Source organism: Amycolatopsis sp. DG1A-15b, assembly GCF_030285645.1.
Lineage (GTDB): Bacteria > Actinomycetota > Actinomycetes > Mycobacteriales > Pseudonocardiaceae > Amycolatopsis.
Window position 1 is genome coordinate 3,765,569 of sequence record NZ_CP127296.1, and the last position, 12,718, is coordinate 3,778,286.

General features: G+C 73.5%; 14 protein-coding genes. 8 read left to right on the forward strand and 6 right to left on the reverse strand.

Annotated features, from left to right (window positions below; all coding sequences use genetic code 11):
* Nucleotides 1-3: 3 nt before the first annotated feature.
* Together QRY02_RS17035 and QRY02_RS17040 are read right to left on the reverse strand one after the other, a co-directional pair.
* Nucleotides 4-1,128: an FAD-dependent oxidoreductase gene (locus QRY02_RS17035; RefSeq protein WP_285992507.1), complete on the reverse strand. Its 1,125-nt coding sequence runs from the start codon at nt 1,126-1,128 to the stop codon at nt 4-6.
* 10 nt (nt 1,129-1,138) lie between these two features.
* Complete coding sequence (locus tag QRY02_RS17040; RefSeq protein ID WP_285992508.1) at nt 1,139-2,101, reverse strand: cyclase family protein; 963 nt, start codon at nt 2,099-2,101, stop codon at nt 1,139-1,141.
* Nucleotides 2,102-2,186: 85 nt separating this feature from the next.
* On the opposite strand from QRY02_RS17040, the gene QRY02_RS17045 reads away from it, so the two are divergent.
* From QRY02_RS17045 to QRY02_RS17055, 3 genes are all read left to right on the forward strand, one after another.
* Nucleotides 2,187-3,131 carry a LysR family transcriptional regulator gene (locus QRY02_RS17045; protein ID WP_285992509.1) on the forward strand — a complete coding sequence of 315 codons (945 nt, stop codon included), beginning with the start codon at nt 2,187-2,189 and terminating at the stop codon, nt 3,129-3,131.
* An 83-nt stretch (nt 3,132-3,214) separates the two neighbouring features.
* Nucleotides 3,215-4,426, forward strand: coding sequence for an MFS transporter (locus QRY02_RS17050; protein WP_285992510.1), 1,212 nt, complete (start codon nt 3,215-3,217; stop codon nt 4,424-4,426).
* Between the two features lie 57 nt (nt 4,427-4,483).
* Nucleotides 4,484-5,359: a fumarylacetoacetate hydrolase family protein gene (locus tag QRY02_RS17055; protein ID WP_285992511.1), complete on the forward strand. Its 876-nt coding sequence runs from the start codon at nt 4,484-4,486 to the stop codon at nt 5,357-5,359.
* Between the two features lie 24 nt (nt 5,360-5,383).
* Here the strand turns inward: QRY02_RS17055 and QRY02_RS17060 are convergent, their stop codons facing one another.
* Nucleotides 5,384-6,340, reverse strand: coding sequence for an NADP-dependent oxidoreductase (locus QRY02_RS17060; RefSeq protein WP_285992512.1), 957 nt, complete (start codon nt 6,338-6,340; stop codon nt 5,384-5,386).
* A gap of 81 nt (nt 6,341-6,421) precedes the next feature.
* Between QRY02_RS17060 and QRY02_RS17065 the strand changes: the two genes are divergently transcribed.
* From QRY02_RS17065 to QRY02_RS17075, 3 genes are all read left to right on the forward strand, one after another.
* Complete coding sequence (locus tag QRY02_RS17065; RefSeq protein WP_285992513.1) at nt 6,422-7,000, forward strand: TetR/AcrR family transcriptional regulator; 579 nt, start codon at nt 6,422-6,424, stop codon at nt 6,998-7,000.
* 213 nt (nt 7,001-7,213) lie between these two features.
* A complete protein-coding gene (locus QRY02_RS17070) occupies nt 7,214-7,660 on the forward strand; it encodes a hypothetical protein (protein ID WP_285992514.1) in 447 nt (148 codons plus the stop codon).
* Nucleotides 7,657-7,914 carry a hypothetical protein gene (locus QRY02_RS17075; protein WP_285992515.1) on the forward strand — a complete coding sequence of 86 codons (258 nt, stop codon included), beginning with the start codon at nt 7,657-7,659 and terminating at the stop codon, nt 7,912-7,914. Before QRY02_RS17070 ends, QRY02_RS17075 begins: the two co-directional genes overlap by 4 nt.
* 229 nt (nt 7,915-8,143) lie before the next feature.
* Here QRY02_RS17075 and QRY02_RS17080 read toward each other — a convergent pair whose 3' ends face one another.
* Both QRY02_RS17080 and QRY02_RS17085 read right to left on the reverse strand, forming a co-directional pair.
* Nucleotides 8,144-8,584, reverse strand: a complete 441-nt coding sequence (locus tag QRY02_RS17080; RefSeq protein ID WP_285993854.1) for a pentapeptide repeat-containing protein — start codon at nt 8,582-8,584, stop codon at nt 8,144-8,146.
* Nucleotides 8,585-8,658: 74 nt separating this feature from the next.
* The gene (locus QRY02_RS17085) at nt 8,659-10,251 is read right to left on the reverse strand and encodes a GAF domain-containing sensor histidine kinase (protein ID WP_285992516.1); all 1,593 of its coding nucleotides are present in this window, start codon (nt 10,249-10,251) and stop codon (nt 8,659-8,661) included.
* 166 nt (nt 10,252-10,417) lie between these two features.
* Here QRY02_RS17085 and QRY02_RS17090 point away from each other — a divergent pair, with 166 nt between their 5' ends.
* Nucleotides 10,418-11,320, forward strand: a complete 903-nt coding sequence (locus tag QRY02_RS17090; protein WP_285992517.1) for a hypothetical protein — start codon at nt 10,418-10,420, stop codon at nt 11,318-11,320.
* Here QRY02_RS17090 and QRY02_RS17095 read toward each other — a convergent pair.
* Nucleotides 11,280-11,948: a response regulator gene (locus QRY02_RS17095; protein ID WP_285992518.1), complete on the reverse strand. Its 669-nt coding sequence runs from the start codon at nt 11,946-11,948 to the stop codon at nt 11,280-11,282. The two genes, QRY02_RS17090 and QRY02_RS17095, sit on opposite strands and share 41 nt — an antisense overlap.
* Nucleotides 11,949-12,039: 91 nt before the next feature.
* Between QRY02_RS17095 and QRY02_RS17100 the strand changes: the two genes are divergently transcribed.
* Nucleotides 12,040-12,714 carry a BON domain-containing protein gene (locus tag QRY02_RS17100; RefSeq protein ID WP_285992519.1) on the forward strand — a complete coding sequence of 225 codons (675 nt, stop codon included), beginning with the start codon at nt 12,040-12,042 and terminating at the stop codon, nt 12,712-12,714.
* Nucleotides 12,715-12,718: the final 4 nt, after the last annotated feature.

The following is a 12,718-nucleotide window of genomic DNA, read 5'->3' on the forward strand; positions in this document are numbered from 1 at the left end:
CTTTCAGGCGGGCTGGGACACGAGGTCGCCGATGCGGCGGACCAGGCCGGGCACGTCGCCCTGCTCGTGGTCGAGCAGCCACCGGCCGAGCTGGTCGGACGCCTCGACCACGGTTTTCGCGCGGTCGTGGCGGCGGGCCGTGAACTCCGCCCAGAGGTCGTCGTCGACGCCGTCGCGGGTGAGCAGCAGCTCGGCCAGCACCGCCGCGTCTTCGAGGGCCTGGGCACCGCCTTGGGCGAGGGTCGGCGGGCAGGAATGCGCGGCGTCGCCGACGAGCACGACCCGCCCGCGGTGCCACGGCGCCGGCACGACGTGCGTCTCGAACCGCGTGTAGTTCACCTGGCTCGGATCGTCCAGTGTGGACCGGATCTCGTCCCACGGCCCGTGGTAGGCGGCGGCGAGCCGGCACAGGGTGGCCAGCCGCTCCGCCGGCGTCAGTCCACTGTGGTCCCGGAGGTCCTCGACGATGAAGGCGTAGAGGGAGTCTTCCCCGGTCGGCGTGTACCCGGCGATGTAGGACGGGCCGCCGTAGCACAGGTCGGTGTGGGTGACCGACGCCGGACGCGGCCCGAACGCGCGCCAGATCCCCATGCCGGTCGGCCGGGGCGTCACGTCGATGCCGATCAGCCCGCGGATCGCCGAGCGGATGCCGTCGGCGCCGACCACGAGGTCGTACCGGCCGGCCGTCCCCGAGGCGAGGGTGACCTCGACGCCGGAGCCGTCCTGGCCGAGCCGGGCCACCGTGTCGCCGAAGCGGATCTTCACGCCGGTCTCGCGGGCGCGGTCCAGCAGGATCCGGGCCAGCGCCGGCCGGGGCATGCCCATCGAGGCGGGCAGGTCCGCCCCGCCGCTGCGGACGTCGGGGATCCGGGCCAGCACGGTGCCGTCCGGCGCGCGCAGGCCGAGGCAGTCGAAGGGGTACCCGGCCGCCTCGGCGCGCGGCCACACCCCGAGCCGGCGCAGTTCGCGCAAGGCGTTGCCCTGCAGCGTGATGCCCGACCCGATGGCCGGGACGTCCGGCTTGAGCTCGACGAGGTCGACGGCGACGCCGTCCCGCGCGAGCAGGATCGCGGTGGCAGCGCCGGCGAGACCGCCGCCGACGACCAGCACCTTGGTGACCGCGGGCATGGGGAACTCCTCACTTGACGGCGATGGGTGCGACCGGTGCGCCGACCGCACCGGTCACCGGCAGCGGGGCGGCGGTGAGCCAGAACTCGTGGACGCCGTCGGCCGCGCAGTCGGCGGCGAGGGCGTCGAGGTCCCACATCTCGCCGAGGAACAGGCCGAGGTGCGGGATGGCCACCTGGTGCAGCGGCTGGAAGGCGTCGTCGAACTCGTTGGGCCGGACTTCGACGCCCCACGTGTCGGTCGCGATGCCGGCGATCTCCGTGCCGTGCAGCCAGTCCACTGTGGAGAAGGACAGGCCGGGCGAGTCCCCGCCGGCGTAGCTGCCCCAGCCTTCCCGGCGGGCGCGGGTGAGCCGCCCGGTCCGCACCAGCAGGAGGTCGCCACGGCCGACGCGCGCGGTGTCGCCGTGCGCGGCGATCGTCGCCTCCAGGTGGTCCGCGGTGATCGCGAAGCCGTCGGGCAGCTCGCCGCCGGTTCCGAAGACCCGGCCCACGTCCAGGAGCACCCCGCGGCCCGCGATCAGCCCGGCCGTGGTTTCGATGCCGGTGACGCGGTCGCCCTCGCTGGTCACGACGTCCCCGGCGCGCCGGCCGTTGTAGGCGAGGCCGTGGTCGAAGATGTGGCCGAGGCCGTCCCACTGGGTCGAGGCCTGCAGCGGCATGGACACCACGTCGTCGGCCCCGCCGATGCCGTGCGGGAAGCCCTGCGTGCCGCGTTCGGCGTCCGTGCCGGTGTCGAGCATGGTGTGCACCGGGTTGGTGCGCCGCCGCCAGCCGTTCTGCGGCCCGTCGGCGTCAAAGCGTTGCGCGAGCGAGAAACTCGCGCCGCGCCGGACGAGCGCGGCGCCTTCGCGGCGCTTGGCGTCGTCGAGGAAGTTCAGGGTGCCGAGGACGTCGTCGGCACCCCAGCGGCCCCAGTTGGAGCACCGCTCGGCCGCCGCGGCGATCGCGCCCTCGGGATCGGTTCGGTCCACGCCTTCACTGTCGGTGGCCGCGCGATATCAGGGAAGACGAAATCGTTAATGTGCAGTATCAGCGGCGTTGATAGTGTGGCCGGTTGTGAACCTCGCCCGGTTGGACCTGAACCTGCTGGTGGCACTGGACGCGCTGCTGCAGGAGCGCAGCGTCACGCGCGCGGCCGAGCGGATGGGACTCGGTCAGCCGGCGGTGTCCGCCCAGCTGGGCCGGCTGCGCCGGCACTTCCACGACGACCTGCTGACCCGCGCCGGCAACCAGTACCGGCTCACGCCGCTGGCCGTGCAGCTCAAGGAACGCGTGCGGGTCGCCCTGTCCGGCGCCGAGCGGGTCTTCGCGGCCGAACCCGACTTCGCTCCCGCGTCGTCCACCCGCGAGTTCTCGATGCTGATGAGCGACTACGGGATCGCCGTGCTCGGACCGGGGATCGCCGCCCGGCTCGCCGGGGAAGCGCCGGGCACGCGGCTGCGGTTCCCCGCGAACACCCCGAAGATGGTCGACGCGGCCGTGCACGAACTCGTCCACACCGATCTGCTGGTCATCCCGCACGGGTTCGTCGACGACCTGCCGCACGCGGACCTCTACCGCGACGAATGGGTGTGCCTGGTCGCCGCGGGCAACACCGGCGTCGGGGAGTCGCTGACGGTCGGGCAGCTGGAGACGATGCCGTGGGTCGTCACCTACCACGGCCCCACCGCGTCCACCCCCGCCGCGCGGCAGATGCGCATGCTCGGGATCGAGCCGCACGTCCAGGTGGTCACCGAGACGTTCCTGACGGTGCCCGGGCTCGTCGCGGGCACGAACCGGGTCGCCCTGCTCCAGCGGCGCCTGGCCGACCGGATCCCGGACGAGCTCGGCGTGCGCGCCCTGCCGTGCCCGTTCGAAGCGGCCCCGCTGGTCGAAGCCATGTGGTGGCACCCGATGTACGACGACGACCCCGAGCACCGTTACCTGCGGGACGTCGTCACGCGGACGGTGGCGGCGGTGATCGGCATCGACGGCGTCGATGCGCCGCTTCGGCGGAAGTGATTTCCGCATCTCCGCGCCGGGGCTGACACTTCGACGCACACGCCGGTCGCCGAAGACCGGCTCGGTGCCTCCCGGAGCTGCCCGTGTTCGATCAGGCCGACCAGTCCGTCTCCGCGCCCCCGCCCACCGCCGATCCCGCCACCGGCCGCCGGGCCGGCCCCGCCCAGGCGGTCGTGCTGCTGCTGGCCAGCTGCCTTTCGGTGCTCGGCGCGGTGCTGCTCGCCCCGGTCCTGCCCCGCATCCAGGACGCGTTCGCCGGCACGCCCGGCGTCGCCACCCTCACCCCGCTGGTGCTGACCGTGCCCGCGCTGGTCATCGGGCTCACCGCCTCGATCGCCGGCCGCGTCGTCGACCGGCTCGGCCGCAAGCGGCTGCTGGTGGCAGCGCTCGTCGTGTACGCGTTCGTCGGGACCGCGCCGCTGTGGCTGCCGTCCCTGCCGCTGATCGTCGCGAGCCGCGTGCTGGTCGGGCTCACCGAGGCCGCGATCATGACGTGCTGCACGACCTTGCTCGCCGACTACTTCCACGGCGCCGAGCGGGACCGGTACTTCGGGCTGCAGACGGTCTACACCACCGTCGCCGCAACGGTTTTCTTCGCCGCCGGCGGGCTGTTGGGTTCCTGGGGCTGGCGCACGCCGTTCTGGCTCTACGCGGTCAGCCTGCCGCTCGCGTTCGCCGCCGCGCGGGTCATCCGGCAGCCGTCGCCGGCCCGGACCCGCGAGAAGCTCCCCCCGCTGCCGTGGCGCACCTTCCGGGCACCGGCCGCCGTCACCCTGGCCGGCGGCCTCGTCTTCTACGTCCTCATCGTCGAACTGTCGTACGTGCTCGACGGCATCGGCGTCACCGCCACCGCGACCGTCGGCCTGGTCAGCGCGGCCGGCTCGCTGGCCACCGCCGTCGCGGCGTACCTGTTCCCCCGGCTCGCCAAGCTGGGTCCCGCCGCCACCATCCCCGCGGCGTTCGTCCTTTGCGGACTCGGCATCCTCGTCCTCGCGCTGGCCTCCTCGGTGCCGGGCGTGGTGCTCGGCGCGGTCGTGACCGGCCTCGGCAACGGGCTGCTGCTGCCCGCACTGCTCACCCGGGCACTGGGCGGCCTGACGTTCGCCCAGCGCGGCCGGGGCACCGGCGTCTGGACCTCGGCCCTGTTCATCGGCCAGTTCGCCAGCCCGCTCATCGTGCTCGCCCTCGCCGGCGCCACCACCGGCCTCTCCCCGGCCCTGCTCGTCGTGGGCGCCGCCGCCCTCCTGCTCGCCCTGGTCGTCTTCGGCGGGTCCCGGCTGTCCGGCACTCGTTGACCGCCTCGCTCCGCACTCCGTAGGTTCGGTACCGAACCTACGGAGTGGGGGTCCGGGATGAGTCACCTGGTGCGATTCGCCGACGGAACCGGCAACATCCGGGTCGGCGTGCTCACCGATGAAGAGCTGCGGCCGCTCGCCGTGGAATCGATGAGCGACCTGCTGCGCCGCCCCGTGGCCGAGATCCGGGAGCTGGCCGGCACCGCCGGGGAGCCGGTGTCCGCGGGCGGGGCGCGCCTGCTGCCGCCGCTGGACGGGCGGATGGAGGTGTGGGCCGCCGGGGTGACCTACCTGCGCTCCGAGGAGGCCCGCCGCGAGGAGAGCGCCGATGAGGACGTCTACGCGCGAGTGTACCGCGCGGAGCGGCCGGAGTTGTTCTTCAAGTCGGCCGCGTGGCGGGTGGTCACCGACGGCGAGCCGATCGCGGTCCGCGCCGATTCCGCCAACGACGTGCCGGAGCCGGAACTCGGCCTCCTGCTGACGAGTGGCGGCGAGATCGCCGGGTACGTGGTGGTCGACGACGTCAGCTCCCGCAGCATCGAAGGCGAGAACCCGCTGTACCTCCCGCAGGCCAAGATCTACACCGGTTCGTGCGCGGTGTCGGCACGGGTGCGGCCGGCGTGGGAGGTGCCGGACCCGCGGTCGCTCGACCTCCGCATGCGCATCCTGCGCGACGGTCAGGAGGTATTCGCGGGCGAAGCCAGTACCGCCCAGCTGAACCGCGAACCGGCCGGACTCGTCGAGTACCTGTGGCGGGACAATGACTTCCCCGACGGCGCCGTGCTCTCCACGGGCACGTCCGTCGTGCCCGGGCTCGATCAGGGGCTGCGGCCGGGGGACGTGGTAGAGATCGAGATCAGCGAGGTCGGTTCGCTGCAGTCCCCCGTGGTGCGGGGCGCGGACGAGGTGCGCCGGGTGCTCGCGGCCCGCTGAAGGTCCGGCGGGGGCGCACCCGGGCTACAGGTCGATGACGACCTTGCCCTGCACGTGCCTCCCGGCCTGCAGCTCGGCCGCGCGGCGGATCCGCTCGATCGGGAAGCTCGCCGCGATCGGCACCCGCAGCCGGCCCACCGCGACCAGGCGGGCGATCTCCTCCAGGGCACCGGGAGCGGCGTTCGCCCCGTTGGCCCCCGCCACGCCGTCGACCTGCGCGGCGATGGTGCGGATGCGGCCGTCCGGGACGCCGAGTTCCCGCGCGACGCGCACCGTCTCCACCCCGTGGAGGTCGATGGCGGCGGTGACGCCGCCAGGAGCGAGGGCCCGGACCCGCCCGGCCAGGCCCTCGCCGTAGGCGACCGGCTCGGCTCCCAGCTCGCGCAGGTAGCCGGCCGAGGTCGCCGCCCCGGTCCCGATCACGCGCGCTCCGGCGATCCGGGCGAGCTGGACGGCGAACACCCCGACCCCGCCCGCCGACCCGCCGATCAGCACCGTGTCGTCCGGGCCCGGGCCGACCGCGACGAGGGCGGCGGACGCCGTGCGGCCCGCGATCGTGAGAGTGGCGGCCGTGCGGTCGTCGACGCCGCCGGGCGTGTGGTGGACCTCGTTCGCCGCGGTCTCCCCGGTCGCGTCGACCACCACGAAGCCGGCGACCGCGCGGGACAGCGCACCGCCGAACACCCGGTCGCCGGGCGCGAAGCCGGTCACCCCGGCACCGGCCTGGTCGACCACGCCCGCGTAGTCGGTCCCGAACCCGGCCGGGAGGCTCAAGCCGAACCGGGCGGCGGTGTCCGCGTCGGCGGTCATGATCCAGTCCATCGGGTTCAGGCCGGCCGCGGTGACCCGCACCCGGACCTGGCCCGGGCCGGCCTGGGGAACGGGAATCTCCCGGACTTCCAAGACTTCCGGGCCGCCGAACGACTCGAGCCGGACCGCCCTGCTCCGACCCGTCGACGGTGGGGTGTGCTGTTCCGGCATGACGCTCGGCTCCTGGGCGCATCGAAACGGACTATGCTCCGCTTACCCGCTGACCCTAACACAACCGGAGCGTGTTCCGTTTTGATCGAGCCAGAGAGGCGCGCCCCACGGGCGGACGCGGCCCGCAACCGCGACCAGCTGCTCGCGGTGGCGACCCGCGTGTTCGTCTCGGCCGACGGCGAGCCGTCGATGAGGGCGATCGCCCGTGAGGCCGGGGTCGGCATCGCCACGCTCTACCGGCACTTCCCGACCCGCGAGTCGCTGGTCGACGCGGTCTACCGGGACCAGGTCGGACGGCTGACGACCGGAGCCCGCGAGCTGCTCGGCCGGCTGGCCCCCGCCGCGGCGATGCGGCGCTGGATGGACTTGTTCGGCGACTGGATCGCGACCAAGAACGGCATGCTCGACACCCTGCTCGCGATGATCGAGTCGGGCGAGATCGCCCACGCGCAGACCCGGACCGAACTGCTGGCGGCCATCACCACGATCCTGGACGCCGGGCGGGCGGCGGGCGACCTCCGCGCCGACGTCACCGCCGAAGACGTCGCCGCCGCCCTCATCGGCATCTTCACGGTCGCCCCCCGGCCCGGGCACGAAGCCAAGGCCGGCCGCCTGCTGAACCTCCTGATGGACGGCCTGCGGCCCGCGCCGCCCGGCTGAGCCACCTCGACCGTGGCCCGCTCGGCCGCGATCGCACCGCACGGCGCCGGTGGCGAAATCCAGGAGTTCCTTGACCGGATGGCCAGTGGTGGCGGACGGCGGAGGTGAAGAGCATGGCGGGTGATCACCACCGGCGAAAGGATCACCGATGCCCCACCCGCGAGCCCGGTTCGCGCTCTTCGACGGCTCCGGCCCAGGCGAACGGACGGACGCGTGAAGGCGTTCCTGCTGTCCGTTCACGTTCTCGCGGCGATCCTCGCCATCGGGCCGGTCGCGGTCGCCGCGAGCATGTTCCCGGCCGCGGCTCGCGCCGCCCACCTGGTACCGGACGACCCCCGCAAGAACGCCGTTCCCGGCGTGCTGAACCGGATCACCCGCGTCTACGCGGTCATCGGCATTTTCGTCCCGGTCTTCGGCATCGCCACCGCCGCCGCCCTCGGCGTGCTCGGCGACGCCTGGCTGATCATCTCGATGGTGCTGACCGCGGTCGCCGCCGTCCTGCTGGTCGGGGTGATTCTGCCGGGGCAGCAACGAGTTCTCGGCACCGGCACCCCGGATCGCCGCCTGGCGATGTCCACCGGGCTCTTCAACCTGCTGTGGGCGGTGGTGGTCGTCCTGATGATCGTCCGCCCCGGCTCGACGACCGGAGCCGGGCGATGACCCCGCAACGCGCCTTGCACATCCTCGGCGCCGTCGAACTCACCACTCTGGCGTGCCTGCTGCTCAACCTGGTCACCGTCCACCACCGCACGATCTCCGCCATCCTCGGCCCGGTACACGGCTTGGCCTACACCGCCACGATCATCGCGGCGGTACTCCTGGCCGACGGCCGTAAGCGGGTCTGGCTGTCCGCGCTCGTCCCGGGGTTCGGCGGCCTGCTGGCCGCTCGCGCCGTCGATCCCGCCCACCATTAGACGGGAGCCGAGTCGTTGGATGCGACGCGCGGCGCCCACGCCGCGCTCGTCGCCCACCGGACCATCCTCCGCTTCCTCGTTTGGTACCGGGTCTTGACCGCGGCTTCGCTGAGGTGACGCGGCCGTTCCGACGGTACTGCTCCGAAACGCGCTGGATGGCGTCGCCGTCATCGCGGCTCACATGGCGTCCAGCGCCGCGTCGGTCGCCTCCGTGCCCGAGGTGGCGAGTTCACCGGCGGGGATGCGCAGTGCCGCCGGGTCGAGGTGCAGCGCGCTCACCCGGCCGGACCATGGCCCCGGCCGGGCGCAGCGCGTCGATCGCATCGGTCAGGCCATCCGGTTCGGTGACGACGCTGACCTGGTCGGCGTCGAACCCGACTCGGTCCAGGCGGGCGTCACGCAGTTTCGCGCCCCGGAGATCGGTACGGAAGAAGTACGTCTTGGTCAGATCGGCGCGGTCGAGCACCGCTCGGCTCAACACCGCTTCGGTCAGGTCGCTGCGGAGCAGCCAGGCACCGGTCAGGTCCGCGGCCGTGAGGTCGGCGCCGGTGAAGTTCACCTTGTACAGGTCGGCGCCCGTCGGTTTCGCGCCTCGCAGGTCCGCGCCGATCAGCTCGGTGTGGCTGAGATCCGCGGGCGGCCGGACTTCCGAAAGGAGACAACCTCGCAGCGAACGCGGCCCCGGTGAACGGCATCACCCGGTTCCCCGTCTCGCACAGCGGTCGAGTACCGGGGGCCGGTGTCTCAGGGCACCGGGACCGTCCACACCAGACGGGTACCACCGCCGTCCGGGCGTTCGAGCCGCAGCGATCCGCCCGTCTCCGCGGCTCGCTGCTCGAGGTTGCGGAGCCCGCTGCGCGCCACGGCTTGCGGCATCCCGATCCCCGTGTCCGAGACCTCGATGACCAGGTCGCCGTCCAGGGACACGGTGACCGCCAGCTCGGCCGCCCTCGCGTGCCGCAGGACGTTGCTGACCGCTTCGCGGACGACCGCCTCGGCGTGCTCGGCCAGTCCGGTGGGCACCCGGTCGAACGCTCCCGACAGCCGCACCGTCGTGCGGATCGCGGAGTCGGCGCACGCGTCGGTGATCGCGTTCTGCAGGCGCACCCGCAGGCCCCGCCCGGCTCCCGGCTGCGCGTGCAGGGCGAAGATCGCGCTGCGGATCTCCTCGATGACGTCCTGGAGCTGATCGATGTGCTGGGTGAGCCGGCCGGTGACCGCGGGCGAATCGGACCGGCGGCGGGTGCCCGCGATCCCCAGGCCCACCGCGAACAGCCGCTGGATGACGTGGTCGTGCAGGTCGCGGGCGATCCGGTCGCGGTCCACCACGACGTCCAGCTCCCGGCGGGCGGCCTGGCTTTCGGCGTCCCGCAGCGCCAGCGCGGCCTGGTCGGCGAAGGCGGACACGAGCTGCAGCTCGTGCTCGCCGAACCGCGCCGCCCCGCGGCCGCGGATCGCCAGGAGCACCGCCGCGCCCGAGCGCGAGCCGGACCGCAGCCGCACCACCAGCGCCGGTCCGAGGGCCACACCGAGGCCGTCGGCCAGGTCGTACGCCAGCTTCGGCACGTTGCGCGGCACGTGGTCGCGCAGGACCGCGCCCGAGGTCGACCCGGCGAGCGGGATCCGGCGGCCGGCCAGCACCTGGGCGTCGGGGCCGGCACACACCGTGACGACCAGGGCCCCACCGGGCGACTCCGGCAACGCGATGAGCGCGTCGTCGGCGCCGGTGAGCTCGGCGGCCCGGGTCGCGATCAGGTGCAGCACCTCGTGGACGTCCGTGCCGCCCAAGAGCTCGGCGGAGATCTCCCCGGTCGCTTCCAGCCACCGTTGCCTGCTCCGGCTCTCCTCGTAGAGCCGCGCGTTGTCGACCGCGATCCCGGCCGCCGCCGCCAGGGCCACGGTCGCCCGTTCGTCGTCGGCGGTGAACGGCCGATCGCCGCTGAGGTACAGCCGTCCGAGGACCTCGCCCCGCACCAGCAGCGGGACGCCGAGGAACGTCCGCATCGGCGGGTGCTCCGGCGGGAACTCACCGGTCTCCAGGCCGGCCAGGCGCACCGGACCCCGGCCGGTCACCAGCGTGCCGAGCAGCCCGTGGCCGTCCGGCGGCGGGCCGATCCGCTCCCGGGTGGTGTCGTCGACGCCGGTCACGGCGAACGCGGTCGTCCGGCCGTCCTCGTCGAGCAGGGCCAGCGCGCCGTACCGGGCGCCGACCAGGCCGGCCGCAGCGGTGACGATCCGGTGCAGCGTCGTCTCGAGCTCCAGACCGGCGGAAAAGGCGAGGACGGCCGCGGGCAGCGCGTCCATCCGGTCCCGGCCCGACGTCGTTTCCTCGGGCATGTCACCACTGTGGCACAACGGTCCGGCGCCGGGCGGGATCCGGCCGGACCGGGTTCGCAACCGACGACCTTCGCCCGGAGGCGGAGGCCGTTCGGCACTGGGCGGAGCCCGCTGCCCGGGCGGACGGTGAAAGCGCATCCAGTAATCCACGAGTTCGGAGCCGTTCATGAAGACCGGTGTCATGCCCGTCGGCCACCTCAGCGCAAGCCAGGTGCACGCTGTCCTCCTCGCGGCCACGGCTCCCCCGCCGCTGCGGTCCGCCCGGCCGTGGCGGTTCCAGTGCACCCCGGATTCCGTCGAGCTGTACGCGGATCCGCTCACCACCGGCACCGACAGCGAGCAGCGGGAACGGATGCTGGACTGCGGCGCGGCCCTGCTGAACCTCCGGCTGGCGATCAAGGCCCAGGGCAGCCACGCCGACGTCCGGCTGTTCCCCACGGCGGGACGGCCCGAGCTGCTCGCCGTCGTGCAGCCGCACGGCTACGAGACGATCGCCCCGCACGACGGGGAACTCGTGGCGGCCATCGCCGGCCGGCAGAGCAACCGGCGCCCGTTCACCGCCGCCGTCGTCCCCGACGCGGTGCAGCGGCAGCTCCGGCGGGCGGCCGAAGTGGAACGCGCCTGGCTGGCCACCATCACCGCCGACCAGGTGCCGCAGCTGCGGGAGATCATGCGCCACACGGAAGTCCCGCCGGCGACACCGGGACCCGGTGGCGGGAGTGACCTCGAGGTCGAACCCGACCGGCTGGTCGTGGTCATCGGCTCGCTGCACGACACCGCCCTCGGCCGGCTCCAGGCCGGCCAGGCCATGCAGCGGGTGCTGCTGACGGCCGCCGCCGCCGGGATCTCGGCGGCACTCTCCTCACAGGCGATGGCGCTGCCGGCGACCCGGCGTGAACTGCGGCAGCTGCTCGGCGGCGGGCTCTGGCCCCAGATCATGCTGCGCCTCGGCCACGGCACCGCGGTGCCGTCGTCGGCGCGGACACCGCTCGAGGACGTCGTGATCAGCGACGAGCACCCGTTCGCCGCTAGCCGCCCGGACGGCGCTCGGCGTCGTGGATCCCGGTGACCAGCACCGCCGCCTGGGACCGCCGTTCCAGGCCGAGCTTCGCCAGCAAGCGGGACACGTAGTTCTTGACCGTCTTCTCCGCTAGGAACATCCGCTCGGCGATCTGCCGGTTGGTCAGGCTTTCCCCGAGCAGGTCGAGCAGGACGAGCTCCTGCTCGCTCAGCCCCGCCAGCGGGCCCGGTTTCCCGGTCTTCGCCCGCAGCTCGGCCACGAGCGCGGCGACCGCGCGGGCGTCCAGCAGGGTCTCGCCGGACCCCACCCGGCGGATGGCGTCGACCAGCTGCAAGCCCTTCACGTCCTTGATGACGTACCCCTCGGCGCCGGCCAGGACCGCTTCGACCATCGAATCCTCGTCGGTGAAGGAGGTCAGCATCAGGCACCGCAGGCCGGGCAGCGCCCCGCGGAGATCGCGGCACAGCTCCACACCGTTCCCGTCGGGCAGCCGCACGTCGAGCACCGCCACGTCCGGGCGCAGCGCGGGGACCCTGGCCATGGCCTCGGCGACCGAGGAAGCCTGCCCGACGACGGTCAGATCGGGTTCGTCGTCGACGAGTTCGGCGACCCCGCGCCGCACGAGTTCGTGGTCGTCGACCAGGAAGACCGTGATGACGGGCGCGTTTTCGTCCACGGCCTCAGGCTACGCCCGCCGCGCCGAACGACCCAGGAAGAAAGGTCCGGCGGCACTAGGCCGCGCGGGGCGCGCGGACCACGGTGGAGGGATGACACAGATCCAGCACCGGCCCGACCACCACCTCAAGACCGCCGTCACCGACGAGCTCGCCTGGACCCCCAGTGTCAACGCCGAAGGAATCGGGGTGACCGTCGCCGGCGGGGTCGCGACGCTGGCCGGACACGTCGGCACCTACCCCGAGAAGGAAGAGGCCCTGCACGCCGCCACCCGGGTGCACGGGGTGACCACGAGCGTGGACCGGATCGTCGTCCGGCACGGCCACGACGTTCCGGAGGACGCGGACCTCGCCCGGGAAGCCATGATCGTGTTCGACCGCCACACGGTCGTCGTGCCGAAGGACTCGGTGCACGTCGATGTGCGCGACCGGGTGGTCACCCTGCGCGGCTCGGTGGACTGGCACCACCAGCGCGAAGCCGCCCGCCGGGCGGTGGCCGCGCTCCCCGGCGTCAGCGGGGTGCGGAACCTGATCACCCTGCGGCCGTCGCCGGGAGTCACGGCCGCCGAGGCCAAGACGCGGATCATCGCGGCGCTGGCCCGGCACGCGCCGGGATTCGCGCAGCACGTCGAGGTCGGCATCGACGACGGACAGGTCACCTTGACCGGCCAGGTCCTCACCCCGGCCGAACGCCGTTCGGCCGAGCAGACCGCGTGGTTCGCCCCCGGCGTGACCGCGGTCGACAACCAGGTGAAGCTCTCCGGCTGAGCCT

Excerpts from the sequence above, each read along its gene's own strand:
- QRY02_RS17035 (WP_285992507.1), bottom strand. The coding sequence starts at position 1,128 with ATGCCCGCGGTCACCAAGGTGCTGGTCGTCGGCGGCGGTCTCGCCGGC.
- QRY02_RS17055 (WP_285992511.1), top strand. The coding sequence starts at position 4,484 with ATGAGTCACCTGGTGCGATTCGCCGACGGAACCGGCAACATCCGGGTC.
- QRY02_RS17060 (WP_285992512.1), bottom strand. The coding sequence starts at position 6,340 with ATGCCGGAACAGCACACCCCACCGTCGACGGGTCGGAGCAGGGCGGTC.
- QRY02_RS17075 (WP_285992515.1), top strand. The coding sequence starts at position 7,657 with ATGACCCCGCAACGCGCCTTGCACATCCTCGGCGCCGTCGAACTCACC.
- QRY02_RS17085 (WP_285992516.1), bottom strand. The coding sequence starts at position 10,251 with ATGCCCGAGGAAACGACGTCGGGCCGGGACCGGATGGACGCGCTGCCC.
- QRY02_RS17090 (WP_285992517.1), top strand. The coding sequence starts at position 10,418 with ATGAAGACCGGTGTCATGCCCGTCGGCCACCTCAGCGCAAGCCAGGTG.
- QRY02_RS17100 (WP_285992519.1), top strand. The coding sequence starts at position 12,040 with ATGACACAGATCCAGCACCGGCCCGACCACCACCTCAAGACCGCCGTC.